Annotated in this window: 25 protein-coding genes; 18 read left to right on the top strand and 7 right to left on the bottom strand. The window is 73.7% G+C overall.

The features are described from left to right. Positions 1 to 40: 40 nt before the first annotated feature. Positions 41 to 808, top strand: coding sequence for an SseB family protein (locus QK442_RS10810; protein WP_282693661.1), 768 nt, complete (start codon positions 41 to 43; stop codon positions 806 to 808). Positions 809 to 882: 74 nt separating this feature from the next. On the opposite strand, the gene QK442_RS10805 is transcribed toward QK442_RS10810, so the two are convergent. Next, on the bottom strand, positions 883 to 1,272 hold the full coding sequence (locus tag QK442_RS10805) for a DUF1844 domain-containing protein (protein WP_282693660.1): 390 nt from the start codon (positions 1,270 to 1,272) through the stop codon (positions 883 to 885). A 320-nt stretch (positions 1,273 to 1,592) separates the two neighbouring features. Here QK442_RS10805 and infC point away from each other — a divergent pair, with 320 nt between their 5' ends. The 10 genes from infC to QK442_RS10755 all read left to right on the top strand — a co-directional run bounded on the left by infC (position 1,593) and on the right by QK442_RS10755 (position 12,725). Further along, complete coding sequence (gene infC, locus QK442_RS10800; protein ID WP_282693659.1) at positions 1,593 to 2,276, top strand: translation initiation factor IF-3; 684 nt, start codon at positions 1,593 to 1,595, stop codon at positions 2,274 to 2,276. 125 nt (positions 2,277 to 2,401) lie between these two features. Further along, entirely contained in the window at positions 2,402 to 2,596 is a 195-nt protein-coding gene (rpmI, locus tag QK442_RS10795) for a 50S ribosomal protein L35 (RefSeq protein ID WP_041128339.1), read from the top strand. Between the two features lie 106 nt (positions 2,597 to 2,702). Beyond that, positions 2,703 to 3,089 (top strand): 50S ribosomal protein L20, encoded by a 387-nt coding sequence (gene rplT, locus QK442_RS10790; protein ID WP_189976603.1) that lies wholly within the window; start codon positions 2,703 to 2,705, stop codon positions 3,087 to 3,089. A 112-nt stretch (positions 3,090 to 3,201) separates the two neighbouring features. After that, a complete protein-coding gene (locus QK442_RS10785; protein ID WP_282693658.1) occupies positions 3,202 to 4,041 on the top strand; it encodes an RNA methyltransferase in 840 nt (279 codons plus the stop codon). 147 nt (positions 4,042 to 4,188) lie between these two features. Continuing rightward, complete coding sequence (locus QK442_RS10780; RefSeq protein ID WP_282693657.1) at positions 4,189 to 5,319, top strand: ATP-binding protein; 1,131 nt, start codon at positions 4,189 to 4,191, stop codon at positions 5,317 to 5,319. Positions 5,320 to 5,479: 160 nt separating this feature from the next. Continuing rightward, positions 5,480 to 6,607, top strand: coding sequence for a phenylalanine--tRNA ligase subunit alpha (pheS, locus tag QK442_RS10775; protein ID WP_282693656.1), 1,128 nt, complete (start codon positions 5,480 to 5,482; stop codon positions 6,605 to 6,607). Continuing rightward, positions 6,607 to 9,135 carry a phenylalanine--tRNA ligase subunit beta gene (gene pheT, locus QK442_RS10770; protein WP_282693655.1) on the top strand — a complete coding sequence of 843 codons (2,529 nt, stop codon included), beginning with the start codon at positions 6,607 to 6,609 and terminating at the stop codon, positions 9,133 to 9,135. Before pheS ends, pheT begins: the two co-directional genes overlap by 1 nt. Positions 9,136 to 9,425: 290 nt before the next feature. Further along, positions 9,426 to 10,511 carry a PP2C family protein-serine/threonine phosphatase gene (locus QK442_RS10765; RefSeq protein ID WP_282693654.1) on the top strand — a complete coding sequence of 362 codons (1,086 nt, stop codon included), beginning with the start codon at positions 9,426 to 9,428 and terminating at the stop codon, positions 10,509 to 10,511. A 283-nt stretch (positions 10,512 to 10,794) separates the two neighbouring features. Continuing rightward, positions 10,795 to 12,132, top strand: a complete 1,338-nt coding sequence (locus tag QK442_RS10760) for a transcriptional regulator (protein ID WP_282693653.1) — start codon at positions 10,795 to 10,797, stop codon at positions 12,130 to 12,132. 62 nt (positions 12,133 to 12,194) lie between these two features. Beyond that, positions 12,195 to 12,725, top strand: coding sequence for an NUDIX hydrolase (locus tag QK442_RS10755; protein WP_282693652.1), 531 nt, complete (start codon positions 12,195 to 12,197; stop codon positions 12,723 to 12,725). A gap of 107 nt (positions 12,726 to 12,832) precedes the next feature. Here QK442_RS10755 and QK442_RS10750 read toward each other — a convergent pair whose 3' ends face one another. After that, a complete protein-coding gene (locus QK442_RS10750; protein ID WP_282693651.1) occupies positions 12,833 to 13,690 on the bottom strand; it encodes a 3-hydroxybutyryl-CoA dehydrogenase in 858 nt (285 codons plus the stop codon). Between the two features lie 199 nt (positions 13,691 to 13,889). On the opposite strand from QK442_RS10750, the gene QK442_RS10745 reads away from it, so the two are divergent. Continuing rightward, positions 13,890 to 15,164 carry a family 10 glycosylhydrolase gene (locus tag QK442_RS10745; RefSeq protein ID WP_282693650.1) on the top strand — a complete coding sequence of 425 codons (1,275 nt, stop codon included), beginning with the start codon at positions 13,890 to 13,892 and terminating at the stop codon, positions 15,162 to 15,164. On the opposite strand, the gene QK442_RS10740 is transcribed toward QK442_RS10745, so the two are convergent. Together QK442_RS10740 and QK442_RS10735 are read right to left on the bottom strand one after the other, a co-directional pair. Next, entirely contained in the window at positions 15,161 to 15,358 is a 198-nt protein-coding gene (locus tag QK442_RS10740) for a DUF1918 domain-containing protein (protein ID WP_282693649.1), read from the bottom strand. The genes QK442_RS10745 and QK442_RS10740 overlap by 4 nt on opposite strands. Positions 15,359 to 15,441: 83 nt before the next feature. Further along, positions 15,442 to 16,392 (bottom strand): DMT family transporter, encoded by a 951-nt coding sequence (locus tag QK442_RS10735; protein WP_282693648.1) that lies wholly within the window; start codon positions 16,390 to 16,392, stop codon positions 15,442 to 15,444. On the opposite strand from QK442_RS10735, the gene QK442_RS10730 reads away from it, so the two are divergent. The 4 genes from QK442_RS10730 (at position 16,391) to QK442_RS10715 (ending at position 20,344) form a co-directional block, all read left to right on the top strand. Next, the gene (locus QK442_RS10730) at positions 16,391 to 17,824 is read left to right on the top strand and encodes a PLP-dependent aminotransferase family protein (protein WP_282693647.1); all 1,434 of its coding nucleotides are present in this window, start codon (positions 16,391 to 16,393) and stop codon (positions 17,822 to 17,824) included. The two genes, QK442_RS10735 and QK442_RS10730, sit on opposite strands and share 2 nt — an antisense overlap. Positions 17,825 to 18,002: 178 nt before the next feature. Next, entirely contained in the window at positions 18,003 to 18,464 is a 462-nt protein-coding gene (locus QK442_RS10725) for a GNAT family N-acetyltransferase (RefSeq protein ID WP_282693646.1), read from the top strand. 68 nt (positions 18,465 to 18,532) lie between these two features. Beyond that, positions 18,533 to 19,126, top strand: a complete 594-nt coding sequence (locus QK442_RS10720; protein WP_282693645.1) for a phosphoglycerate mutase family protein — start codon at positions 18,533 to 18,535, stop codon at positions 19,124 to 19,126. A gap of 57 nt (positions 19,127 to 19,183) precedes the next feature. Continuing rightward, positions 19,184 to 20,344: a methyltransferase gene (locus QK442_RS10715; RefSeq protein ID WP_282693644.1), complete on the top strand. Its 1,161-nt coding sequence runs from the start codon at positions 19,184 to 19,186 to the stop codon at positions 20,342 to 20,344. A gap of 39 nt (positions 20,345 to 20,383) precedes the next feature. Here QK442_RS10715 and QK442_RS10710 read toward each other — a convergent pair whose 3' ends face one another. From QK442_RS10710 to QK442_RS10700, 3 genes are all read right to left on the bottom strand, one after another. Then, positions 20,384 to 21,226, bottom strand: a complete 843-nt coding sequence (locus tag QK442_RS10710) for a sigma factor-like helix-turn-helix DNA-binding protein (RefSeq protein WP_282693643.1) — start codon at positions 21,224 to 21,226, stop codon at positions 20,384 to 20,386. Between the two features lie 436 nt (positions 21,227 to 21,662). Next, complete coding sequence (locus QK442_RS10705) at positions 21,663 to 22,124, bottom strand: MarR family transcriptional regulator (protein WP_282693642.1); 462 nt, start codon at positions 22,122 to 22,124, stop codon at positions 21,663 to 21,665. Beyond that, positions 22,121 to 22,645 carry a MarR family transcriptional regulator gene (locus QK442_RS10700; protein ID WP_282693641.1) on the bottom strand — a complete coding sequence of 175 codons (525 nt, stop codon included), beginning with the start codon at positions 22,643 to 22,645 and terminating at the stop codon, positions 22,121 to 22,123. Before QK442_RS10700 ends, QK442_RS10705 begins: the two co-directional genes overlap by 4 nt. Before the next feature lie 144 nt (positions 22,646 to 22,789). On the opposite strand from QK442_RS10700, the gene argC reads away from it, so the two are divergent. Together argC and argJ are read left to right on the top strand one after the other, a co-directional pair. Next, positions 22,790 to 23,818, top strand: a complete 1,029-nt coding sequence (gene argC, locus QK442_RS10695; protein ID WP_282693640.1) for an N-acetyl-gamma-glutamyl-phosphate reductase — start codon at positions 22,790 to 22,792, stop codon at positions 23,816 to 23,818. Next, on the top strand, positions 23,815 to 24,966 hold the full coding sequence (gene argJ, locus QK442_RS10690; RefSeq protein WP_282693639.1) for a bifunctional glutamate N-acetyltransferase/amino-acid acetyltransferase ArgJ: 1,152 nt from the start codon (positions 23,815 to 23,817) through the stop codon (positions 24,964 to 24,966). The genes argC and argJ overlap by 4 nt, the downstream gene beginning before the upstream one ends. Positions 24,967 to 25,024 lie beyond the last annotated feature (58 nt).

The following is a 25,024-nucleotide window of genomic DNA, read 5'->3' as shown; positions in this document are numbered from 1 at the left end:
CGGCGGCCGGGGCCCCGCCCCCGCCGGATAGGCTCGGGGCGTGGAGCTCAAGAACATTCCGGACCCCGGTTTCTCCGACGACGACGGCACCGCCGACCCGGCGCTCGCCGCGGCCCTCGCGGCCTGGGCGGAGGACCGCACCGCACACGGCCCCGTCCTGGAGGCCCTGCGGGACGCCCGGCTCCTCGTCCCCGTCGTCGCCGTCCTCGGCGAGGTGGAGACCGACCCGGTGACGGGCCTGAAGCAGGAGAAGACCAGCGACATGGCGGTGCCGACGCTGACCGCCGGCGACCGCCGCGGCCTGCCCGCCTTCACCTCGACCGCCTCGCTCGCCCTGTGGGACCCGGCGGCCCGGCCCGTCGCCGTCCCGCTCCACCAGGCGCTCGCCGCCCTCGTCCACGAGAAGGCCGACACCCTCGTCCTCGACATGGCGGGGCCGGTGCCCTACCAGGTGAGCGGTCCCGCCCTGTTCGCCCTCGCCGAGGGCCGCACCAGCGTCGACCCGCTCGACGACCCGGCGGTGCGGGACGCGGTCCGCGCCGCGGTCGCCGCCGAGCCCGCCGTCCTCCGCGCCCACCTGGGCCCCGGCACCGCCGACGGCACCCTCGCGCTCGTCCTCGCCGAGGACGCCGCCCCCGCCGAGACCGCCCAGCGCGTGGCCCGCGTCCTGGCCGCCGACGAAACACTGAGGGCCCGCCTGGTGCGGGGCCTCGACCTGGCACTCCTGCCGGCCACGGCCACCCCTCCGGGCGAGCCCTTCTACGTAAAGAGTCAGACGGCTCCTGGGAAAGCGCCGGACGCCTCCTAGCCGTACACCGCCCCCGTGGCTGCGGTCTTCCGGGGGGCGACCCCCGTACCCCCGCGGCCCTTCGGGCCTGGGTCCTAGCCGTACACCGCCCCCGTGTACTTCTCGCCCGGTCCCTGGCCCGGCTCGTCCGGGACGATCGAGGCCTCGCGGAAGGCGAGCTGGAGGGACTTCAGGCCGTCCCGCAGCGGGGCCGCGTGGAAGGACGAGATCTCCGTCGTGCTGGCGTCGAGCAGGCCCGCGAGCGCGTGGATCAGCTTGCGCGCCTCGTCGAGGTCCTTGTGCTCGTCGCCCTCCTCGGTGAGGCCGAGCTTGACCGCGGCGGCGCTCATCAGGTTGACGGCGACGGTCACGATCACCTCGACCGCCGGGACCTCCGCGATGTCACGGGTCATGGCCTCGAAGTCGGGGTTCTCGCCGGAGGCGTCGGCGGCGGTCGGGGACTCGTTCTGAGGGGTCTCGCTCATGCCCCACACGATAAGCGGGCGCACGGTTCGCGCCGACCGCCGGGTCCTGCTAACCTTGTGTAATGACCGGCCGGACACCTGCGTGCCCGGCCCACAAGTGGAGGCTCCGATCTCCCACCTGGCCGCCCGCGAGGGCGGCGGGTCACCGGTCAGACGGTCCCCATCGTTCCGTACGGACGATGGAACCGTCCGATGCGCGCCCCGCGGTCGACGCGGTGGTGCTCCGGTTTTCCTTGGAGCCCCGCCTGTGTCCCGTCGGGGCATTTTTCGTGCACCCGCTCGGTTGGTCCCCATGAAGTGAAGTGACGTGTCCGTCCGCCATGGCGGTCGCGTGGTGCTACCGAGGAGGATCCATCAGCGCCGAGCCCCGCATCAACGAGCGGATTCGCGTTCCCGAGGTGCGTCTTGTCGGCCCCAGCGGCGAGCAGGTGGGCATCGTCCCCCTTGCCAAGGCCCTGGAGCTCGCGCAGGAGTACGACCTCGATCTGGTCGAGGTCGCGGCGAACGCCCGTCCGCCCGTGTGCAAGCTCATGGACTACGGGAAGTTCAAGTACGAGTCGGCCATGAAGGCCCGTGAGGCGCGCAAGAACCAGGCGCACACGGTCATCAAGGAGATGAAGCTCCGGCCGAAGATCGACCCGCACGACTACGACACCAAGAAGGGCCACGTCGTCCGCTTCCTCAAGCAGGGCGACAAGGTCAAGATCACGATCATGTTCCGTGGTCGTGAGCAGTCCCGGCCCGAGCTCGGTTACCGCCTGCTGCAGCGCCTCGCCGAGGACGTCCAGGAGCTGGGCTTCATCGAGTCCAACCCGAAGCAGGACGGCCGGAACATGATCATGGTTCTCGGCCCGCACAAGAAGAAGACCGAGGCCATGGCCGAGGCGCGCGAGGCCCAGGCCGCGCGCAAGGCGGAGCGCCAGGGCACCGCGCCCGAGGCGGCTCCGGCGGCCGGTGCCGAGGAGGCTTCGGCCGACACGTCGGCCGAGAACGCCGAGGCGTGATCCCAGGGGGCCGCCCCAGCGGCGGCCCCCGGGTCCCGCCCGGTACCACCAAACGAAGAATTGACGCTCCCGGCTGTCCGGTGCCCGCACCGGGGGAGCGCCACTGACGAGGAGATAACGGCGCTATGCCGAAGAACAAGACGCACTCCGGTGCCAAGAAGCGCTTCAAGGTCACCGGCTCCGGCAAGATCCTGCGCGAGCGCGCCGGCAAGCGCCACCTGCTCGAGCACAAGTCGTCCAAGCTGACGCGTCGCCTCACCGGCAACGCCGAGATGGCCCCGGGTGACTCCGCCAAGATCAAGAAGATGCTGGGCATCTGATCCTGATCTCCCGCCCTCGGCCTCCGAGGGCATCCGGCCAAGACCGGGACCCATCCGTTTTCCGGGTCGTGTGAACACACCACGACCCCGCTACAAGGAGTAAGAAGTGGCACGCGTCAAGCGGGCAGTCAACGCCCACAAGAAGCGTCGGGCGATCCTCGAGCAGGCCTCCGGCTACCGCGGTCAGCGTTCGCGCCTGTACCGCAAGGCCAAGGAGCAGGTCACCCACTCGCTGGTCTACAACTACAACGACCGCAAGAAGCGCAAGGGCGACTTCCGTCAGCTGTGGATCCAGCGCATCAACGCCGCTGCCCGCCAGAACGGCATGACGTACAACCGCCTCATCCAGGGTCTGAAGGCCGCCAACATCGAGGTGGACCGCAAGATCCTCGCCGAGCTGGCCGTCAACGACTCCAACGCGTTCGCCGCGCTGGTCGAGGTCGCGCAGAAGGCCCTCCCGGCCGACGTCAACGCCCCGAAGGCCGCCGCCTGATCCTCCAGGCCGCAGTGCTTCCGCCCGGACCCGCAGGCCCCGCGCCTGCGGGTCCGCCGCGTTGACACCCCCGTACCACCCGAGCCGAGCCGAGACAGAGAGCCCCAGGCACATGTCCACCCCCGAGCTGATCTCCCCGCGTTCCCCGCGCGTCGTCGCCGCCCGGCGGCTCGCCAAGCGCAACTTCCGGGGCAAGGACCGCCTCTTCCTCGCCGAAGGGCCGCAGGCCGTCCGTGAGGCCGTCGCCCACCGCGGCCCGGACGGGACCCCCACCCTCGTCGAGCTCTTCACCACCGTCGAGGCCGCCGAGCGGTACGCCGACATCGTCGACGCCGCCCGCGCCGCCGGCGCCCGCGTCCACCACGCCTCCGACGCCGTCCTCGCCGAGGTCTCCCAGACCGTCACCCCGCAGGGCCTCGTCGGCGTCTGCCGCTTCCTCGACTCGCCCTTCGAGGCGATCCTCGCCGCCCGGCCGAAGCTCGTCGCCGTCCTCGCCCACGTCCGCGACCCCGGGAACGCCGGCACCGTGCTCCGCTGCGCCGACGCCGCCGGCGCCGACGCGGTCGTCCTCACCGACGCCTCCGTGGACCTCTACAACCCCAAGTCGGTCCGCGCCTCCGTCGGCTCCCTCTTCCACCTCCCCGTCGCCGTCGGCGTCCCCGTCGAGCGGGCCGTCGCCGGCCTCAAGGGCGCGGGCGTCCGCATCCTCGCCGCCGACGGCGCGGGCCGCGACGACCTCGACGACGAGCTTGACGCCGGCACCATGGGCGGCCCCACCGCCTGGATCTTCGGCAACGAGGCATGGGGACTGCCCGAGGAGACCCGGGCGCTCGCCGACGCCGTCGTCCGCGTCCCCATCCACGGCAAGGCCGAGAGCCTCAATCTCGCCACCGCCGCCGCGGTCTGCCTGTACGCCTCCGCCCGCGCCCAGCGCCCCCGCCGCGGCGCCTGAACCGGCACGGACCCGCGCCCGCCGGCGTACCCGACCGTCGGGAACCGGCCACGCGGTGTGCCCTTCCGGCTGCCACCGGTCACCCTCGCCCAGTAGAGTGACGCACTCGGGGCCCACTGCGGTGACACGGAGGGGTGGGAGACGGGGATGACGGCCGGCACGGACAGTCCCGCGCGGTCCGCGCAGCGGCACGGCGAAGGGGCGCACGCCTCCGGGCCGTGGCCCGGGATCGACCCGGACGACCTGCCCGACGGGCTCGTCGTCGCCGACGAGCGGGGCCGCGTGATCTGCTTCAACGCCGCCGCCGGCCGCATCACCGCCGTCCCCGCCGCCGAGGCGATCGGCCTGCCGCTCGACCAGGCCCTCCCCCTGGAGGACCTCAAGGGCCACCGCTGGTGGAGCCTCACCGACCCGTACGGCGGCCTCGCCATCCGGCGCGGCCAGCCCGAGCGGAACCTGCTGCTGCCCGGCGGCCGCGAGGTCCTCGTCTCCGTCCGGTACGTCCGCGAGCACCCCACCGGACCCGTCCACCGGGTCGTCGTCTCGCTGCGCGGCACCGAGGCCCGCCGCCGCTCCGAACGCAGCCACGCCGAACTCATCGCCACCGTCGCCCACGAACTGCGCTCCCCGCTCACCTCGGTGAAGGGCTTCACCGCCACCCTCCTCGGCAAGTGGGAGCGGTTCACCGACGAGCAGAAGCGGCTCATGCTGGAGACCGTCGACGCCGACGCCGGCCGGATCAAACGGCTCATCGCCGAACTCCTCGACATCTCCCGCATCGACGCGGGACGGCTCGAGGTGCGCCGCCAGCCCGTCGACATCGCCGCCGCCATCGGCCGCCACATCCAGGTGCACACCACCGGCGGCCAGGCCCCCGACCGCTTCTTCGTCCGGATCCGGCCAGGACTGCCCGCGCTCTGGGCCGACCCCGACAAGATCGACCAGATCCTCGGCAACCTCCTGGAAAACGCGGTGCGCCACGGCGCCGGAACCGTCACCATCGAGGTGGCGCCCCGCACCGCGGGCGACGGCACCGGCGAGGAGGGGACGGAGGTCACCGTGCGCGACGAGGGACCCGGCATCCCCGAGGAGTCCATGAACCGCGTCTTCACCCGCTTCTGGCGCGGCAGCAAGCGCGGCGGCACCGGCCTCGGCCTCTACATCGTCAAGGGCCTCGTCGAGGCCCACGGCGGCACCATCACCGTCGGACGCGGCCCGCGCGGCGGCGCCGAATTCCGATTTACCCTGCCCGTCGGCACCCCGGCCCACCTCGTCTGACGTCTCACCCATCGAGACCCGACGGGATCGGAAGCACCCGGGGGCCCCACGGGCTCATCCGCCTCCCCGCACCCCGTTAGACTCGACCTTTGGCACGTTTGCGCCCTTGTCGTCGAGCGGGGGTCGCCCCAGCCAAGCCCAACGGAAGACACGGGAAGAGATGTCGGCACCCAATAAGTCGTACGACCCGGTCGAGGTCGAAGCCTTGAAACCGGAAGAGATCGAGCGCATGCGGGACGAGGCGCTCGCCGCCTTCGCGGCCGCGGGCGACCTCGACGCGCTCGCGCACGCCAAGACCGCGCACACCGGCGGCACCTCGCCGCTCGCCCTCGCCAACCGCGAGATCGGCGCGCTGCCCCCGCAGGCCAAGGCCGCGGCCGGCAAGCTCGTCGGCCAGGCCCGCGGCGCCGTCTCCAAGGCGCTCGCCGCCCGCCAGGCCGAGCTGGAGGCCGAGCGCGACGCCCGTGTCCTCGTCGAGGAGGCCGTCGACGTCACCCTGCCGTACGACCGGATCCCGGCCGGCGCCCGCCACCCGCTGACCACCCTCATGGAGCGCGTCGCCGACGTCTTCGTGTCGATGGGCTACGAGGTCGCCGAGGGCCCCGAGGTCGAGGCCGAGTGGTTCAACTTCGACGCCCTGAACTTCGTGCCGGACCACCCGGCACGGCAGATGCAGGACACCTTCTTCGTCCAGGGCCCGGAAGGCACCTCCGGCGACGAGTCCGGTGTCGTGCTGCGTACGCACACCTCGCCGGTCCAGGCCCGCACCCTCATCGACCGGGAGCCCCCGGTCTACGTGGTGTGCCCCGGCCGCGTCTACCGCACCGACGAGCTCGACGCCACGCACACCCCGGTCTTCCACCAGATCGAGCTGCTCGCCGTCGACGAGGGCCTCACCATGGCCGATCTCAAGGGCACCCTCGACCACATGGTCCAGGCGCTCTTCGGCCCGGACATGAAGACCCGGCTCCGCCCGAACTTCTTCCCGTTCACCGAGCCGTCCGCCGAGATGGACATGCTCTGCTACGTCTGCCGCGGCGAGTCCGTCGGCAACCCCGACCGCCCCTGCCGCACCTGCGGCAGCGAGGGCTGGATCGAGCTCGGCGGCTGCGGCATGGTCAACCCGAAGGTGCTCGTCGCCTGCGGCGTGGACCCGGAGAAGTACAGCGGCTTCGCCTTCGGCTTCGGCATCGAGCGGATGCTGATGTTCCGGCACAACGTGGAAGACATGCGAGACATGGTCGAGGGTGACGTCCGGTTCACCCGGCCGTTCGGGATGGAGATCTGATGCGGGTCCCGCTTTCTTGGCTGCGGGAGTACGTCGACCTGCCGGCGACCGAGACCGGCCGTGACGTCCAGGCCAAGCTCATTTCCGCCGGCCTCGAGGTCGAGACCGTCGAGCAGCTCGGCGCCGGCCTCACCGGCCCGCTGGTGGTCGGCAAGGTCCTCACCATCGAGGAGCTGACGGAGTTCAAGAAGCCCATCCGCTTCTGCACCGTCGACGTCGGCCATGCCAACGGAACCGGCGAGCCTCAGGAGATCATCTGCGGCGCCCGGAACTTCGCCGTCGGCGACAAGGTCGTCGTGGCCCTGCCCGGCGCCGTTCTCCCCGGCGACTTCCGTATCGCCGAGCGCAAGACGTACGGCAAGGTCTCGCGCGGCATGATCTGCTCCAGCGAGGAGCTGGGCATGGGCGAGGACCCCGACCACGGGATCATCGTCCTGCCGCCGGAGCACGAGGTCGGCCTCGACGCCACCGCCCTCCTGGAGCTGTACGACGAGGTCCTCGACATCGCCGTCACCCCGGACCGCGGCTACTGCCTCTCGATGCGCGGCGTCGCCCGCGAGACCGCCATCGCGTACGGGCTGCCGCTGCGCGACCCGGCGCTCCTCGACGTGCCCGCCCCGAACTCGTACGGCTACCCGGTCCAGATCGCCGACCCGGTCGGCTGCGACCGCTTCACCGCGCGCACGGTCGTCGGCCTCGACCCCGAGGCCCGGTCGCCGATCTGGCTGCAGCGCCGCCTGCAGAAGGTCGGCGTCCGCTCGATCTCGCTCGCCGTCGACGTCACCAACTACGTGATGTTCGAGCTCGGCCAGCCGCTGCACGCCTACGACCGCACCCGGATCGACGGTCCGATCGGGGTCCGCCGCGCCGCCGCCGGCGAGAAGATCACCACCCTCGACGGCACCGTGCGCGTCCTCGACTCCGGGGACCTGGTCATCACCGACAACCGTGGGCCGATCGGCCTCGCGGGCGTCATGGGCGGCGCCGACACGGAGATCGCCGACCCGGTGACCGACCCCGAGACCGGCGCCGTCACCGGCACCACCGAGGTCGTCATCGAGGCCGCGCACTTCGACGCGATCTCGATCGCCCGCACCGCCCGCCGCCACAAGCTGTCCTCCGAGGCGTCCAGGCGCTTCGAGCGCGGAGTCGACCCGCAGGCCGCCGCCGCCGCGGCGCAGCGCACGGTCGACCTGCTCGTGCTGCTCGCGGGCGGTACCGCCGAGGCCGGCGTCACCGAGATCGCCGTGCCCTCCGCGCCCCACAGCATCACCATGCCGGCGAACCACCCCGACAAGGTCGCGGGCGTCGCGTACGGCCGTGAGACCGTCGTCCGCCGCCTCCAGGAGATCGGCTGCGACGTCTACGGCCAGGACGAGCTCGTCGTCACCGTCCCGTCATGGCGTCCCGACCTCTACGTGCCGAACGACCTCGCCGAGGAGGTCATCCGCCTGGAGGGGTACGAGAACCTGCCCTCCACGCTGCCGAAGCCCCCGGCCGGCCGCGGCCTCACCGAGCGCCAGCGCGTCCACCGCCGGGTCGGCCGCGCCCTCGCCGGCGCCGGCTACGTCGAGGCGCTGAACTACCCCTTCATGGGGCAGCAGGCCCTCGACCAGCTCGGTCTCGACGCGGACGACGCCCGCCGCGAGGTCGTCACCCTCGTCAACCCGCTGTCCGACGAGGAGCCCGCGCTCCGCACCACGCTGCTCCCCGGCCTGCTCGCCGCGCTGCGCCGGAACGACAGCCGCGGCAGCCACGACCTGGCGCTCTTCGAGACCGGTCTGGTCTTCCGCCCGGAGGGCGAGCCGAAGGTCGCGGTCCGCCTGCCCGTGGACCGCCGTCCCACCGACGAGGAGATCGCCGGCGTCAACGCCGCGCTGCCCCGGCAGCCGCGCCGCGCCGCCGTCGTCCTCGCCGGTGCCCGCGAGCAGTCCGGCTGGTGGGGCAAGGGCCGCCCGGCCGACTGGGCCGACGCGATCGAGGCCGCCCGCACGGTGGCCGCCGAGGCCGGCGCGGAGCTGCTGATCGAGGCCGACCAGCACGCCCCGTGGCACCCGGGCCGCTGCGCCGCCTTCCACGTGGAGATCGACGGGGTCAAGACCCTCGCCGGCCACGGCGGCGAGCTGCACCCGCGCGTCGTGAAGGCGCTGGGCCTGCCGGCCCGCTCCTGCGCGATGGAGCTGGACCTGGACGTCCTGGAGCGGGCGAGCACCGGACTTGTGAAGGCCCCGCGCATCTCCGCCTTCCCGGTCGCCACCCAGGACGTCGCCCTGGTCGTCGACCAGGCCGTCCCGTCCACCGAGGTCGAGCGGTACCTGACCGAGGGCGCGGGCGAACTCCTGGAGTCCATCCGCCTGTTCGACGTCTACACCGGCGACCAGGTCGGCGAGGACAAGAAGTCCCTGGCGTACGCGCTGCGGTTCCGCGCCGCGGACCGCACCCTCACCGTCGAGGAGGCCACCGCCGCCCGCGACGCCGCGGTCGCCCTGGCCGCCGAGCACACGGGCGCCGTCCTGCGCGGCGCCTGACACCACGGCGACACACCACGAGAGGGCCGTCCCGGGAACCGTTCCCGGGGCGGCCCTCCGCCGTTCCCGGGCCCGGCCGTGTGCGTACGCAGGGCCGACGATCGGTGCTCCGTTCGCGTGGCGCGGCCCTGGCGTGGGGCGGCGCGCCGGGGGCGCTCACTCCTTCGGGTGAGATCGCCGGGGGGTGTTCCCCCGTGCTCCGTACGGTCGGCAGAATCGACGCGGCCACAGGGGCGGACCTGTGTGCCGCAGGGCCTTCGGGCGCTGTCGGGGCTCGGGAAGGGCCGTACATGATCCGTACCAGCCGTAGCCGCCGCAGCCGGACGAGGGCCGCCCTCGGGTCCCGGCTCCGGGGCGCCGCCCCGCTCGCCCTGCCCGTCGGCTGGGGTGCCGTGGCCGTGGCGTGGAAGTTCGGCTGTCCGCTGGCCCGGCAGCCGGGGCTGCCCCTGCAGATCGTGACCAGCGTCGTCTTCCTGGCCGTCGGCACGGGGCTGGTCCTCGGCGTGCGGCGGCGGTCGCGGCGCGAGCTGGCGGTGGTGCGGGCCGTGGCGGAGGCGACCCAGCAGGTGCTGCTGCGCCCGCCGCCCGCCCGGCTCGACGGACTCGCCCTGGCCGCCGGGCAGTTGTCGGCCGCGCGCGGTGCCTCGGTGGGCGGCGACCTGTACGAGGCGGTGGCGACGCCGTACGGGGTGCGGATCGTCGTCGGGGACGTGCGGGGCCACGGGCTCGCCGCCCTGGGCGCCGTCGTCGCCGTCCTGGGGAGCTTCCGGGAGGCCGCCCACGACGAGGCCGAACTCGGCGGTGTGCTCCGGCGGTTGGAGCGGTCGCTGCAACGGCACCTGCGGGAGCGGGCGCGCGACGAGCACCCGGCCGGGGGTGGCGGCGCGCCCGAGCACCCGGTGGCCGAGGAGTTCGTGACGCTGCTGCTCCTGGAGATCCGCGCCGACGGTCGGCTCGCCGTCCTCGACTGCGGCCACCCCGCCCCGTATCGGCTCGGCGCCCGGACGGAGCGGCTGCCCGTGGGCGAGCCGCTGCCGCCGCTCGGCGTCCTGCCGCTGCCGGCCGTGCTCGTCCCGTACACCGGGGCGCGGCTGCTGCCCGGCGAGACGCTGGTGCTGCACACGGACGGGGCGGAGGAGGCCCGCGACCACCGCGGCCGGTTCTTCGCCCTCGACGCGGCGCTCGCCCGGAGCGCGGGACTGCCGCCCGAGTCCGTCGTCCGGCGGGTGCACCGGGCGCTGCTGCGGCACACCGGCGGCCGGCTCGACGACGACGCGGCCCTGCTCGTCGTCCGCGACGACCGCGTCCGCGTACCGGCGCAGCCCGCCGAACCCGGGCTGCGCCGTCCCCGGCCCGCTCCCTCCACCCACTGCTGAGCGGAGGGCCCGGGGGTACGGGCGCCACCCGCCCCGCCACGGAGTGTCGGGCAGATCGGCGGGGCGGGTGGCGCGGGACCGGGCGACCGCACTGTACGAGGGGGAGCCGGCGGCCCGGCCGTTCCTCGCCTTTCCGGCGAGAAGCCCAGTCAAGCGGTACGGCTCCACCGACGGCAGCGCGCACGGACCGGAAGAACGGGTACTTCGTTCACACCCCGTGCGAAAACGCACCGGCCGAATCCGGCCACCGCTACGCTGAGTCCACCGAGCGACCGGAGGGGCCATGCAGCCCAACACCCTGCTCGACGCCCTCCTGGACGAGGCGGGCGTCTCCAACGCCGGGCTCGCGACCCGAGTGAACCGGGCCGGACGGGCCAGGGGACTTGCCCTGCGTTACGAACACACCGCCGTGGCACGGTGGTTGAAGGGACAGCGACCACGCGGCCAGGTGCCCGACCTGATCTGCGAGGTGCTGGCGGAGCGGCTGCGGCGGCCCGTCACCCTCGACGACATCGGGTTCGGCGTGCCCGGCGGCCCGTCCGCGCCCGGCACCCCGCTGTCCGGCTTCGTCGACCGGGCCACCGCCCTGTGGCGCTCCGACGAACAGCAGCGACCGTCCCTCGCGACCGCGCCCGCGGTGACCGGCACGCCCGCGGTGATGCCGGTGTGGGAGTGGGAGAACCCGCCGGAGGACACCGACGTCTCCCGCACCGGCCTCACCCGGGTGGAGCCCGCCGACATCGCCCTGCTCAGCGCGGCCCGCGCGCACTACGAGCAGATGTACCGCAAGGCCGGCGGCATCGCGACCCGCGCCCGGATCGTCGGCTTCCTCACCACCGAGGCCGCGCCCCGGCTGCGCGGCTCCTACAGCGACGCCCTGGGCCGCTCCCTGCACCGGGCCACCGGGGGACTGGTGGCGGTGGCCGGGATCTGCGCCTACGACGCCGACGCGCACGGGCTCGCGCAGCGCTACTTCCACCAGGCGCTGCGGCTCGCCAAGGCCAGCGGGGACCGGGCCTTCGGCGCCTATGTGATCGCGCTGATGGTCAACCAGTCGCTGCTGCTCGGGGAGTTCCGGCAGGCGGTGGCCTTCGCGGAGGCGGCGCTGCGGGCGTCCGGCGGGGCCATCACCCCGGCCCTCGCGGCCGATCTGACGGCGATGCAGGCGAAGGCGTACGCCCGGCTCGGCGACGGGAGGACGGCGCTCGACTGCATCCGGCGCGCCGAGGCGGCGGCGGACCGGATCGCGCCGGCGGCGGAACCGGCCGAGACCGGCTACGTACAGCCCGGTCTCGTCAACGTCCAGGTCGCCGAAGCCCTCCTCAGTATGGGTGATCTCCCAGGGGCGTACGAGCACGCGGCGCGGGCGGCCGGGGCGCCCTCGCACGACCGGGGCCGGGTGCACCGCCTCGCGCTGCTCTGTCAGGTCGAACTGCGCCAGGGGGAGGCGGACTCGGCGGCGCGCACGGCGGTCGAGATGACGGAGCGGGCGCGCGGGATGGAGTCGCGGCGGCTGCGGGACCGGCTGCGGCAGGCCCGGGAGCACCTGCTGGCCAGTGACGCGGGGGACGCCAGGGAGGCGGCGGAACTGATCGACGGGGCCCTACGCGTTCCCCTGTGAGCCTCTGACTGCTGCGATATTGCCACCGAACACGCGCCTACCAGTCGGAAGGTGGCAAGAACGTGCAGTGGACGAAACTGAGTGAACACTCCGTCTACGAGAACCGCTGGTTCCGGGTGAACCTCGCGGACGTCGAACTCCCGGACGGCCGTCACCTCGACCACTATCTGATCCGGCTCCGCCCCGTCGCCGTCGCGACCGTCGTCAACGACGCCGACGAGGTCCTGATGCTCTGGCGCCACCGTTTCATCACCGACAGCTGGGGCTGGGAGCTGGCCGCCGGCGTCGTCGAGGACGGCGAGACCCCCGAGAACGCCGCCGCCCGCGAGATGGAGGAGGAGACCGGCTGGCGGCCGGGGCCGCTGCGCCACCTCCTCACCGTCGAGCCCTCCAACGGGCTCAGCGACGCCCGGCACCACCTCTACTGGACCGACCGGGCCACCTGGACCGGCCCGCCGGTCGACGGCTTCGAGTCCTCGCGGCGCGCCTGGGTGCCGCTGAAGGAGGTCCCGGAGCTGATCGCCCGCGGCGAGATCCCGGCCGCGAACATGGCCGCGGGGCTGCTGATGCTCCGCCACCTGCGGCTCGGCTGACAGCCTCGGGGAGGAGGAAAGGCGAACGGCCCGTACCTGTGCGGGAGTACGGGCCGTTCCGGTCGCGGAGAGCGACATTCAGGGGACGCCGGAGGCGTCGGGGGAGGTCAGTAGACGTAGAAGCCCGACCCCGTCTTGCGGCCCAGCCGGCCCGCGTCGACCATCCGCTGGAGCAGCGGGGGAGCGGCGTACAGGGGCTCCTTGAACTCGGAGTACATCGAGTCGGCGATCGAGGCGATCGTGTCGAGACCGATGAGGTCCGAGAGCTTCAGCGGGCCCATCGGGTGGGCGCAGCCGTACTCCATGCCGTTGTCGATGTCCTCGCGGCTCGCGATGCCGGACTCGAACATCCGGATCGCGGAGAGCAGGTACGGCACGAGCAGCGCGTTCACGACGAAGCCCGAGCGGTCCTGGGCGCGGATCGCGTGCTTGCCGAGCACCTTCTCGGCGAAGCCCTGCGCCCGGCTGATCGTGCCCTCGGAGGTGGTGAGGGCGGGGATCAGCTCGACGAGCTTCTGCACCGGGGCCGGGTTGAAGAAGTGGATGCCGATGACGTGGTCGGGGCGGGAGGTGGCCACGGCCAGCTTCACCAACGGGATGGAGGAGGTGTTCGAGGCCAGGATGGCGTCGGGCCGGGTCAGGACCCGGTCGAGCACCTGGAAGATCTCGGTCTTGACCTGCTCGTTCTCCACGACCGCCTCGATGACGAGGTCGCGGTCGGCGAACTCGCCCAGGTCGGTCGTGAAGGTCAGGCGCGCGAGCGCCGTGTCCCGCTCCTCCTCGCTGATCTTGCCGCGTTCGGCGGCCTTGGTCAGAGAGTTGAGCAGCCGGGTGCGGCCGATCTCCAGCGCCTCGCCGGTGGTCTCGGCGACCTTCACCTCAAGGCCGCTCCGGGCACACACCTCTGCGATGCCCGCGCCCATCTGGCCGCAGCCCACCACTCCGACGCGCTCAATGTCGGCCATGGAGTCCGTCACCTCGTGCCTTTCGCTGTTCCCTGGCGGCGGGCCCCCGTGTGATTCCGGTGCGCCTGCCTCGACCCCATGACGTTACTCCGATTCGCGCGATGATCGATCGGTCGGGAAGGGGGCATGCTGGGCCTGGAGGTGTGACGTATCCGACAGCTGAGGGGTACAAGTGCGGCCTATCGGGAGAAGAGGGTTCGTGACGACCGCCACGGGAGCGGCATTCGCCACAGTGGGGGCGGATGCTCCGGGCGCCGCCGCGGAGCGCCGCGGGACACGGAAGAGGGAGCCGGATCCGGAGCCGGAGCGGGTACGGGAGCAGGCGGCGCGCGCGGGCGGCTTCCGGGGCATGTGGATGGCGACCGTCGCCAACCGCGACTGGCCGTCCCGCCCCGGCCTGGGCGCCGACGCGCAGCGGGCGGAGCTCCTCGCCCACCTGGACCGGGCCGTGGAGCGCCGGCTCAACACCGTCGTCCTCCAGGTGCGGCCCACCGCCGACGCCCTGTGGCCCTCGCCGTACGAGCCCTGGGCGCAGTGCCTCACCGGCACGCAGGGCCGCGACCCCGGCTGGGACCCGCTGGGCACGGCCGTCACCGAGGCCCACGGGCGGGGCCTGGAACTGCACGCCTGGTTCAACCCGTACCGGGTGGCGAACCACACCGACCCCACCCGGCTCACCGCCTCCCACCCGGCCCGGCGCCACCCCGACTGGACCGTGCCCTACGGTGGGAAGCTCTACTACAACCCCGGCCTCCCCGAGGTCCGGCGCTTCGTCCAGGACGCCATGCTCGACGCGGTGCGCCGCTACGACGTCGACGCGGTCCACTGGGACGACTACTTCTACCCGTACCCGGTCGCGGGGGAGACCTTCGCCGACGACGACGCCTACGCCCGGTACGGCGGGGACTTCCCCGACCGCGCGGACTGGCGGCGGCACAACACCGACCTGCTGGTCTCGGAGACGGCCGCCCGCATCAAGGAGCTCAAGCCGCGGGTGGCCTTCGGCATCAGCCCCTTCGGGGTGTGGCGGGACATCGCCGACGACCCGGGGGGCTCGGACACGCGCGCCGGCGTGGCCACGTACGACGACCTCTACGCGGACACCCGCAAGTGGATCCGGAAGGGCTGGATCGACCACGTCGTACCGCAGCTGTACTGGCACATCGGCCACCCCGACACCGACTACGCCACGCTCCTCGACTGGTGGGACGCGACGGTACGGGGGACCGGCGTCGGCCTCTACATCGGCGAGGCGCTGTACAAGGCGGGCGCGGCCGGTCAGCCCGAGGCGTGGCAGGACCCGGGGGAGCTGTCACGGCACCTCGCGCTGGCCGCCCGGCGGCCGGGCGTCGGCGGGCACTGCTTCTTCGCGGCGAAGGAGGTCGCGGAGGACCGCAACGGCGCGCTCGCCGCCGCCGTGGCCGACCACTATCAGGCCCGCACCCGGCCGCCGGGGCGGCCGGAGAACGCCTAGCTCTTCTGACCACGGTGGCGGACGACGGTGTCGGGGCCGGGGGACATCAGGGCCTCGTGGCCGTCGTCGTCGAACTTGACCCGGTACGGGGGAGTGCCGTTCTCCCCCAGCACCTGAAGGACCTGGGCCGTACGGTCGTGCTGACCGACGGTCCGGCCGTGCACCAGCAGCTTGTCGCCCACACTCGCCTGCATCGGGAAACCTCCTCGCGCGCGTAGGGCCTCTGCCTGTCATTGTGACCCAGGTCATGGCCGCCCGTCGCGCCGGCTCTCGACGGTCAGCTCTTGGCACGCTGGGTCACCGCGATGCAGACCAGCACGCCGACCGCCGCGAGCGGCGCGGCCAGCGGCAGGGACTCACCGAGCAGGAAGACCGACCAGAAGAGGGTGAGCAGCGGCTGGGCGAGCTGGAGCTGGCTGGCGCGCGGGATGCCGATCGCGGCCATTCCCCGGTACCAGACGTACAGGCCGAAGAAGGTGGAGCCGGCGGCCACCCAGGCCAGGCCGGCGATCCCGTGGGCGGTGAGGTGCACCGGCTCGAAGGCGAGCGCCACCGCGGAGGCCGGGACCATCAGCGGCAGGCAGAACACCAGCGCCCAGCCGATCACCTGCCAGCCCGGCATCAGCCGGGCGAGCCGGCCGCCCTCGGTGTAGCCGGCGGCGCAGACCAGCAGCGCCCCGAAGAGGTAGAGGTCACCCGTGGAGAGCGTGCCGCCGCTCTGCTGGACGGTGAAGGCGAGGACGACGGCGGCGCCGGAGACGGCCGCGACCCAGAAGGTACGGGAAGGGCGGCGGCCGGTCCGCAGGGCGGCGAAGGCGGCCGTGGTGAGCGGCAGCAGGCCCACCACGACGGCGGCGTGCGAGGTCGTCGAGGTCTGGAGGGCGAGCGTGGTCAGCAGCGGGAAACCGACCACCACCCCGCCCGCGACCACCGCGAGCCCGGCCCGGTGGCGCCGCTCCGGCAGCGGCACGCGGCCCGCCAGGAGGAAGGCGCCGGCGATCAGCGCGGCGAGCGTGGAGCGGACGGCCACCAGCGACCACGGGCCGAAGCTCTCCAGGCCCCACACCGTCGACGGGAAGGTCAGCGAGAAGGAGACCACGCCGAGCAGGGCGAGCAGGGTGCCCGAGGTGCGGGAGGGCGAGACACCCGCCACCGCCGCGGAAGCACTTCCGGCCGGGGCGTCGACCGCTATCGTCATCGGAGTAGTAGCGCTATTCTGTGCTCTCATGCATGAGCGTAGCAGTGTGGCCGAACTGGCAAAATCCCTGAAAGCGGAGCTCGACCGCTACTCACCCGGTGGAAAACTGCCGTCGAGCCGGGCGCTCGTCGAGCGCCACCGCGTCTCCCCGGTGACCGTCACCCGCGCCCTCGCCCAGCTCGCCGCCGAGGGCCTGGTCGTCACCCGCCCCGGTGCCGGCGCCTTCAAGGCCGAGACCCGCGCCCCCGCCGCCACCGGTGACACCTCCTGGCAGGAGCTCGCCCTCAGCGCCGACGCCGCCACCGAACTCGTCCCCCGGGCCGTCGACGCCTCCGGCGTCCTCGTCACCCTCGCCGCGCCCCCGCCCGGCGTCGTCGAGTTCAACGGCGGCTACCTCCATCCCTCCCTCCAGCCCGAGCGGGCCCTCTCCGCCGCCCTCGCCCGGGCCGGCCGCCGCCCCGGCACCTGGGGTCGGCCGCCCACCGACGGCCTCACCGAGCTGCGCGAGTGGTTCGCCCGTGAGATCGGCGGCGGCGTCACCGGCGCCGAGGTCCTCATCACCGCCGGCGGCCAGTCCGCCCTCACCACCGCCCTGCGCGCCCTCACCGCGCCCGGCACGCCCGTGCTCGTCGAGTCGCCCACGTACCCCGGCATGCTCGCCGTCGCCCGCGCCGCCGGACTGCGCCCGGTGCCCGTCCCCACCGACACCGACGGCATCCGCCCCGACCTCCTCGAAGCCGCCTTCCGCGCCACCGGGGCCCGCGTCCTCGTCTGCCAGCCCCTCTTCCAGAACCCCACCGGCGCCCTCCTGCCCCCGGACCGCCGCCGCGAGGTCGTCCGCATCGCCCGCGCCGCCGGCGCCTTCGTCGTCGAGGACGACTTCGCCCGCCGGCTCGTCCACGAGGACGCCGGGCCGCTGCCGCCACCGCTCGCCGCCGACGACCCCGACGGTGTCGTCGTCCACGTCTGCTCGCTCACCAAGATCACCTCGGCGAGCCTCCGCGTCGGCGCCCTCGCCGCCCGCGGACCCGTCCTCGAACGCCTCCGCGCCATCCAGGTCGTCGACAGCTTCTTCGTCCCCCGCCCCCTTCAGGAAGCCGCCCTCGAACTCGTCGGCTCCTCGGCCTGGCCCCGCCACCTGCGGACCGTCTCCCAGGAGCTGAAGGCCCGCCGCGACACCCTCACCGCCGCCGTCGCCCTCCGCCTCCCCGAACTCGCCCTGCCCCACGTCCCCTCCGGCGGCTACCACCTCTGGCTCCGCCTCCCCGACACGCTCCAGGAGGCCGCCCTCCTCTCCGCCGCCCTGCGTGCCGGTGTCGCCGCCGCCCCCGGCCGCCCCTACTTCTGCGCCGAACCCCCGGCCGGTCACATCCGGCTGAGTTTCGCGGGTGTCGCCGGGCCCACGGAGCTCGCGGAGGGCGTCCGCAGGCTCCGGACCGCCGTGGACGAACTCCTTCCGTGAACCGCGCCGGGAGCGGGGCGCGGGCGCGGGGGTGACGGCGTACGGCGTACGGAGGGTGCCCGGGAGCGGCGTACGGAGGGCGCCCGGGAGCGGTGTACGGAGGGCGCCCAGGACCGGCGCCCGGGGCGGCACGGAAAACCCGCCTGACACATGCCGTACCCCCTGGCATCCTGCGCCCATGAGCGAGACCACCCTCATCGTCCCTGTCCTCCCCGTCGTCCTGCACGAGACGTACGAGATCTCGGCCGACCCGGCCCGCCTCGACGCCGCCCGTGTCCACCAGTGGCTCTCCACCGACGCCTACTGGGCCCACGGCCGGCCCCGGGAGAAGCAGGACCGGGCCATCGCGGGCTCGCTCAACTTCGGCGCCTACCACCGGGACACCGGCGAGATCGCCGCCTACGCGCGCGTGGTCACCGACTACGCCACCTTCGCCTGGCTCTGCGACGTCTACGTCGACCGGCCGGCCCGCGGCACAGGCCTCGGCACCGCCCTCGTCGCCGCCGTCCGCGACCACCTGGAGCCGTACGGGCTGCGCCGGATCATGCTCGCCACCGACGACGCCCACGGCGTCTACGAGAAGGTCGGATTCACGCCACTGCGGAATGCGGACAAGTGGATGGCTCTCGGACAGCAGTGAACCGGGGCCTCCGGGTCCTCCGTCCCCACCCCTTGACCCGGCGCCCCACCGGCCTCACGATCGCGGCCATGGGTCTTCGGGTCACGCTGGTCGCGGCGGCGCGCAGCTCCTCCCTGCTCGCCGAACGCTTCGACGACGACCGGCCGCTCGACGAGGCCGGCTGGTACGAGGTGCAGCAGGCCGCGCCCGCGCTCCTCCCGCTCGGCGCGGCCGAACTCCGCTACTGCTCCCCGACCCCGCGCAGCCGCGCCACCGGCACCGCCCTCGGCTACGCCCCGCTCGCCCAGCCCGCCCTGCGCGACTGCGACATGGGCCGCTGGCGCGGCCTCACCCTCGCCGAGGTCGCCGCCCTCGAACCGGCCGCCGTCGACGCCTGGCTCGCCGACGCCCGCTCCGCCCCGCACGGCGGCGAACCCCTCCTCGCCTTCATCTCCCGCATAGGGGGCTGGCTCGACACCCGCCCCGCCGACGCGGCCACCGCCGCCGACGTCACCGTGGTCGCCGTCGCCGAACCCTCCGTCGTCCGCGCCGCCCTCGTCTACGCCCTCCGGGCCGCCCCGGCCACGTACTGGAACGTCGACGTCCGCCCCCTGTCGACCGTCACCCTCACCGGCCGTCCCGGCGCCTGGCACCTCCACCTGGACGCCCCGGCCCTCCGCTGAGCCGCCCCGCCGGGCCGGGCGGGGCGACCGGGGCCGACCGGCTAGCCTGGGGGCACGATGAACCGTTTGACCACGCCATGGGGCGACGTCACGCTCACCCGCCACCCCGAGGACCCGCGCGATCCGCTGCGTGCCTGGGACGCGGCCGACGAGTACCTCCTGGGCCACCTGGCCGAGACCGGCACCGACCTCTCCGGCACCGTCGCCGTCCTCGGCGACCGCTGGGGCGCCCTCGTCACCGCGCTCCACGCCGCAGGTCCCGGGGAGCTCGTCCAGATCTCCGACTCGTACCTCGGCCGCGAGGCCACCCGCACCAACCTGGCGCGGGCCGGTGCCGCCCCCGACGCCGTCCGGCTGCTCACCACCCAGGACCCGCCGCCCGAGCGGATCGACGTCCTCCTCGTCCGCGTCCCCAAGAGCCTCGCGCTCCTGGAGGACCAGCTCCACCGGCTCGCCCCCGCCGTCCACGAGGGCACGGTGGTCGTCGGCACCGGCATGGTCAAGGAGATCCACACCTCCACCCTGACCCTCTTCGAGCGGATCCTCGGCCCCACCCGCACCTCCCTCGCGGTGAAGAAGGCCCGGCTCGTCCACACCACCCCCGACCCGGCCGCCGGGCCCGGCCCGAACCCCTGGCCGTACCGGTACGCGCTCCCCGCCGACACGCCCGCGCCCGGCCTCGCCGGCCGTACGGTCGTCAACCAGGCGGGCGTCTTCTGCGCCGACCGCCTCGACATCGGCACCCGCTTCCTCCTCGGCCACCTGCCCCGCGGCCTCGGCCGTGCCCGCGTCGCCGACCTCGGCTGCGGCAACGGCGTCGTCGGCCTCGCCGTGGCCCTCGCCGAACCCGACGCCGAACTGCTCTTCACCGACGAGTCGTACCAGGCCGTCGCCTCCGCCGAGGAGAACTTCCGCACCCACGCGGGGGAGGGCAGGAAGGCCGATTTCACCGTCGGTGACGGCCTCGCGGACGTCCCCGCCGACTCCCTCGACCTCGTCCTCAACAACCCGCCCTTCCACAGCCACCAGGCCACCACCGACCGCACCGCCCGCCGGATGTTCTCCGACGCGCGGCGCGCGCTGCGCCCCGGCGGCGAGCTGTGGGTCGTCGGCAACCGGCACCTCGGCTACCACGTCACCCTCCGCCGCATCTTCGGCAACAGCGAACTGGTCGCGAGCGACCCGAAGTTCGTGGTGCTGCGGGCGGTCAGGCGCTGACGGCCGGCGCCTCGTTCCTCCGGCCTCGTCCCTCCTGCCTCATTCCTCCGGGAAGGCCAGGTCCAGGGCCCGGACGTGCTCCTCGCCGGTCGTGATGTCGAGGCTGAGGATCCGGTCCCGGCGGAACCCGAACGCCACCGCCGAGACCGCCTTCCCGCCCAGGAACGCCACCACTCCGACCGAGCCCTCCACCAGCGCGGGCCGGACCAGGGCCTCCGGCCACGCCGTCGCGGTGGCCGCGACGGCCACGGCCGCGGCCCCGTGCACCGGCCCCCGCTCCGTGTACGCGACGGCCTCCGGGGCCAGCAGGCCGGCCAGCGCGGCGGCGTCACGCGCGCGTACGGCGGCCAGAAAGCCCTCCACGAGCGCCCGCCGCCCCGCCTCCTCCCCGCTCTCGCCCCGCAGCCGTGTCCGGGCCCGCCGCGCCCCACGGGCGGCCTCGGCGGCGGAGCCGCCCATCACCCGGGCGGTCTCCCCGGGCGGCAGCCCGAAGACGTCGTGCAGAAGGTACGCGAGCCGCTCGCGCGCCCCGAGCCGATCGAGCACGGCGAGAAACCCCACCAGAACGGCCTCCTCAAGGCCCTCCGCAACAGGCACAGGCACAGGAACAGGCGCGGAAACCGCCGCCACGCGCGCGTGCCCCCGCCCGCCACTGTCCCCGTCCCCGTCTCCGGCGAGGCACGCCCGGGCGACCAGTGCCGTCAGCCAGAGCCGTACCACCGCCGCCGGGTCCGCGCCGAGGCCGGCCCGGACCCGGCGGAGAACGGCCTCCGCCTCCCGCTCCGCCCCGGCGCCCAGAACCCGCAGGGCCACGCCCCGCAACCGCTCCTCGTCGGCGTCGAACCGCGCGCCCAGCGCGGTCACCACAGCGTCGTCGTCCATGGGTCTCACTTCCCGTCAGGTGCCTTCACCGACCTGACGGCCCGACCGCGGCCGTTGTGACGCCGAGCGCCCGTCTCGGCGAGGACCAGGCAGACCCCCGCGACCGTCACGAGCCCCGACACCCCAGGCCCGACGTAGCCGGGCCCGTGGCCGATCGGGTGGCTCCTGCCGTCCCCCTCGCACGCAGACGTACCGGGGCGGCAGGTACTCGACCCGATGACCCACGACGTCCGCCGCGGTCTTCGGGTCGTCCGCCACCCGGCAGGAGCGGGGCGGGAAGGCGTCGGTACCGCTGTCGTCGGTGACGAGCACCGCAAGCCCGACCACGAGCAGCCCCCAGGCGTACGACGACGAGCAGCACCGTCCGCCGACCTCACCGGGAAAGCCCCTGGAGGACCATGACGGAGCCCACGGTTCCGGCGGGGGAGCCGCCCCGTCAGCCCTCCGGTGTCGCCGCCTCCAGCGCCGCGAGCTCGCGGTCGGCGCGTTCGGTGACGAGGGTGAGGACGCGGCCGGCGGCGGCCAGGTCCTCGGCGGGGATGTCGGCCCAGACGCGGGCGGTGAGCGGAGCGGTCTCGGAGGCGACGGTGGTGAGCAGGGCGCGGCCCGCCTCCGTGGGGAGCAGGTGCGGGCCGTCCGCGACGAGGAGGTCCCGTGCCCGCAGGGCGTCGAGGGCGGCCAGGGTGTCGGCCGGGTCGGCCTTGAGGGTGGCGCGGACCTGGGCGGCCAGCTCGTCCGGGGTCCGCGGCGCGTCGGCGGTCACGGCCGCGCGCAGCGCGATCTGCTGCGGGAAGGTGACGCCGTGCCGGGCCAGGACGTGCTCCAGGAGGCCCCGGGCGGCGTAGTGGGCCAGGCCGAGCATGCGGGAGTCGGCGGCGGTGGTGACGGTGGTGGTCATGGTGTTGCCCCCTGAGTGGTGTGGTGAGTGGGCCCGTCGTTCCCCCGCGCGCTCTCGTCGGGCGCGGAGGGAACGAGGGGTACGTCGAGCAGGGTCGTCAGTTCCTCTGTGAAGGCCCGCGTCCGCGGGGCGTCCAGGCCGCCCAGCGGCTCCAGCAGCTGCTGGAGCAGGTCCTGCACCACGTCGATGGCCTTCCGCGTGACGGCCCGGCCCTCCTCGGTGAGGGCGAGCTGCACGGCGCGCGGGTCGCGCGGGTCGCGGGTGCGCTCGATCAGGCCGGCCGCCTCCAGGGAGCGGGCCAGCTTCGACACGTACAGCGCCTCCAGGCCCGTGTGGTCCGCGAGCCGCCGCTGACTGGGCCGCTCCCCGGCCCGCTGCATGCCGTGCAGCGACGCCACCAGCGAGTACTGCGCGTGGGTGAGGCCCAGCGGGGCCACCGCGCGGTCGACCGCGACCCGCCACTTGTTGGCGAGCCGCCACACCAGAAAGCCGGGCGTGGGGCCCGGGGAACCCTTGCTCATGGCGGATACAGTACATGGCTACCATGTCCATGGCTACTGAATTCCGCGCGTCCGCGCGGCATCCTGGAGAGGAGGGTCGCGGACGTGTCGTTGCATAAAAGTGCAGCGCTGCGTATAGTCATGCCATCCATGAGGAGGGTTTCGATGACGGTACGAGCAGCAGTCGCAGGCGCGAGCGGATACGCGGGAGGGGAGCTCCTGCGCCTTCTCCTCGCCCACCCCCACGTCGAGATCGGCACGCTCACCGGCCACTCCAACGCCGGACAGAGGCTCGGCGGCCTCCAGCCCCACCTGCTGCCGCTCGCCGACCGCGTCCTCGCGCCCACCACCGCCGAGGAGCTGGCCGGGCACGACGTCGTCTTCCTCGCCCTCCCGCACGGCCAGTCCGCCGCCGTCGCCGAGCAGCTCGGGGACGAGGCCCTCGTCGTCGACATGGGTGCCGACTTCCGTCTGAAGGACCCGGCCGACTGGGAGACGTACTACGGCTCCCCGCACGCCGGCACCTGGCCCTACGGCCTCCCCGAACTGCCGGGTGCCCGCGCCGCGTTGGAGGGGTCCAAGCGCATCGCGGTGCCCGGCTGCTACCCCACCGCCGTCTCGCTCGCCCTCTTCCCGGCGTACGCGGGCGGGCTCGCCGAGCCGGAGGCCGTGATCGTCGCCGCCTCCGGCACCTCCGGCGCCGGCAAGGCCCTCAAGCCGCACCTGCTCGGCAGCGAGGTCATGGGCAACATGACCCCGTACGGCGTCGGCGGCGGCCACCGGCACACCCCCGAGATGATCCAGAACCTCAGCGGCCCGGCCGGCGAGCGGGTCACCGTCTCCTTCACCCCCATCCTGGCCCCGATGCCCCGCGGCATCCTCGCCACCTGCACCGCCGCCGCGAAGCCCGGCGTGACCGCCGAGGCCGTCCGCGCCGCCTACGAGAAGGCGTACGCCGACGAGCCCTTCGTCCACCTCCTCCCCGAGGGGCAGTGGCCCGCCACCGCGTCCGTCCACGGTTCCAACGCCGTTCACATCCAGGTCGCGTACGACGCGAACGCGCACCGGATCATCGCGATCAGCGCCATCGACAACCTCACCAAGGGCACCGCCGGCGGCGCGGTGCAGAGCATGAACATCGCCCTCGGCCTTCCCGAGGACACCGGACTCTCCACGATTGGAGTCGCTCCATGAGCGTCACCGCAGCGCAGGGATTCACGGCGGCGGGCATCGCCGCCGGGATCAAGCAGAACGGCAACCCGGACCTGGCCCTCGTGGTCAACGCCGGGCCGCGCCGCGCCGCCGCGGGAGTCTTCACCTCCAACCGCGTCAAGGCCGCCCCGGTCCTCTGGTCCCAGCAGGTCCTCGCCGACGGCGAGCTGACCGCCGTCGTCCTCAACTCCGGCGGCGCCAACGCCTGCACGGGACCGCAGGGCTTCCAGGACACCCACGCCACCGCCGAGAAGGCCGCGGACGTCCTCGGCATCGGCGCCGGCGAGGTCGCCGTCGCCTCCACCGGCCTCATCGGCGTCCTCCTCCCGATGGACAAGCTCCTCCCCGGCGTCGAGCGGGCCGCCGCCGAACTCTCCGCGCACGGCGGCGAGAAGGCCGCCATCGCCATCAAGACCACCGACACCGTCCACAAGACCGCCGTCGTCTCCCGCGACGGCTGGACCGTCGGCGGCATGGCCAAGGGCGCGGGCATGCTCGCCCCCGGCCTCGCCACCATGCTCGTCGTCCTCACCACCGACGCCGACGTCGACGCCGAGGGCCTGGACGGCGCCCTGCGGAACGCCACCCGGCTCACCTTCGACCGGGTCGACTCCGACGGCTGCATGTCCACCAACGACACCGTCCTCCTGCTCGCCTCCGGCGCCTCCGGCGTCACCCCCGCCCAGGACGACTTCGCCGAGGCCGTCCGGGAGGTCTGCGCCGACCTCGCCCGCCAGCTCATCGGCGACGCCGAGGGCGCCAGCAAGGACATCCGCATCGAGGTGATCAACGCGGCCACCGAGGACGACGCCGTCGAGGTCGGCCGCTCCATCGCCCGCAACAACCTCCTCAAGTGCGCCATCCACGGCGAGGACCCCAACTGGGGCCGTGTCCTCTCCGCCATCGGCACCACGAGCGCCGCCTTCGAACCCGACCAGCTGAACGTCGCCATCAACGGCGTCTGGGTCTGCAAGAACGGCTCCGTCGGCGAGGACCGGGACCTGGTGGACATGCGCTACCGCGAGGTCCGCATCACGGCGGACCTCGCGGCAGGAAGTGAGTCCGCGACCATCTGGGCGAACGACTTGACGGCCGATTACGTCCACGAGAACAGCGCCTACTCCTCTTGACGTGCCCGCTTGGTTGTCGCGGGTCCTCGTCGTCACCGACGAGGGTTCCTGTTTCACA

This window comes from Streptomyces sp. CC208A, assembly GCF_030010625.1.
GTDB lineage: Bacteria > Actinomycetota > Actinomycetes > Streptomycetales > Streptomycetaceae > Streptomyces.
This window is presented reverse-complemented; position numbering and strand designations above follow the sequence as displayed.

What these genes read in the sequence shown, in the direction of transcription:
- QK442_RS10720 (WP_282693645.1), top strand. Translation starts at nt 18,533, where the DNA reads ATGGGTCTTCGGGTCACGCTGGTCGCGGCGGCGCGCAGCTCCTCCCTG.
- QK442_RS10715 (WP_282693644.1), top strand. Translation starts at nt 19,184, where the DNA reads ATGAACCGTTTGACCACGCCATGGGGCGACGTCACGCTCACCCGCCAC.
- pheS (WP_282693656.1), top strand. Translation starts at nt 5,480, where the DNA reads ATGTCGGCACCCAATAAGTCGTACGACCCGGTCGAGGTCGAAGCCTTG.
- rpmI (WP_041128339.1), top strand. Translation starts at nt 2,402, where the DNA reads ATGCCGAAGAACAAGACGCACTCCGGTGCCAAGAAGCGCTTCAAGGTC.
- QK442_RS10780 (WP_282693657.1), top strand. Translation starts at nt 4,189, where the DNA reads ATGACGGCCGGCACGGACAGTCCCGCGCGGTCCGCGCAGCGGCACGGC.
- QK442_RS10760 (WP_282693653.1), top strand. Translation starts at nt 10,795, where the DNA reads ATGCAGCCCAACACCCTGCTCGACGCCCTCCTGGACGAGGCGGGCGTC.
- QK442_RS10805 (WP_282693660.1), bottom strand. Translation starts at nt 1,272, where the DNA reads ATGAGCGAGACCCCTCAGAACGAGTCCCCGACCGCCGCCGACGCCTCC.
- argC (WP_282693640.1), top strand. Translation starts at nt 22,790, where the DNA reads ATGACGGTACGAGCAGCAGTCGCAGGCGCGAGCGGATACGCGGGAGGG.
- QK442_RS10735 (WP_282693648.1), bottom strand. Translation starts at nt 16,392, where the DNA reads ATGAGAGCACAGAATAGCGCTACTACTCCGATGACGATAGCGGTCGAC.
- pheT (WP_282693655.1), top strand. Translation starts at nt 6,607, where the DNA reads ATGCGGGTCCCGCTTTCTTGGCTGCGGGAGTACGTCGACCTGCCGGCG.
- QK442_RS10705 (WP_282693642.1), bottom strand. Translation starts at nt 22,124, where the DNA reads ATGACCACCACCGTCACCACCGCCGCCGACTCCCGCATGCTCGGCCTG.
- QK442_RS10785 (WP_282693658.1), top strand. Translation starts at nt 3,202, where the DNA reads ATGTCCACCCCCGAGCTGATCTCCCCGCGTTCCCCGCGCGTCGTCGCC.
- infC (WP_282693659.1), top strand. Translation starts at nt 1,593, where the DNA reads ATGGCGGTCGCGTGGTGCTACCGAGGAGGATCCATCAGCGCCGAGCCC.
- QK442_RS10740 (WP_282693649.1), bottom strand. Translation starts at nt 15,358, where the DNA reads ATGCAGGCGAGTGTGGGCGACAAGCTGCTGGTGCACGGCCGGACCGTC.
- QK442_RS10725 (WP_282693646.1), top strand. Translation starts at nt 18,003, where the DNA reads ATGAGCGAGACCACCCTCATCGTCCCTGTCCTCCCCGTCGTCCTGCAC.
- QK442_RS10700 (WP_282693641.1), bottom strand. Translation starts at nt 22,645, where the DNA reads ATGAGCAAGGGTTCCCCGGGCCCCACGCCCGGCTTTCTGGTGTGGCGG.
- QK442_RS10730 (WP_282693647.1), top strand. Translation starts at nt 16,391, where the DNA reads ATGCATGAGCGTAGCAGTGTGGCCGAACTGGCAAAATCCCTGAAAGCG.
- QK442_RS10765 (WP_282693654.1), top strand. Translation starts at nt 9,426, where the DNA reads ATGATCCGTACCAGCCGTAGCCGCCGCAGCCGGACGAGGGCCGCCCTC.
- QK442_RS10710 (WP_282693643.1), bottom strand. Translation starts at nt 21,226, where the DNA reads ATGGACGACGACGCTGTGGTGACCGCGCTGGGCGCGCGGTTCGACGCC.
- QK442_RS10750 (WP_282693651.1), bottom strand. Translation starts at nt 13,690, where the DNA reads ATGGCCGACATTGAGCGCGTCGGAGTGGTGGGCTGCGGCCAGATGGGC.
- argJ (WP_282693639.1), top strand. Translation starts at nt 23,815, where the DNA reads ATGAGCGTCACCGCAGCGCAGGGATTCACGGCGGCGGGCATCGCCGCC.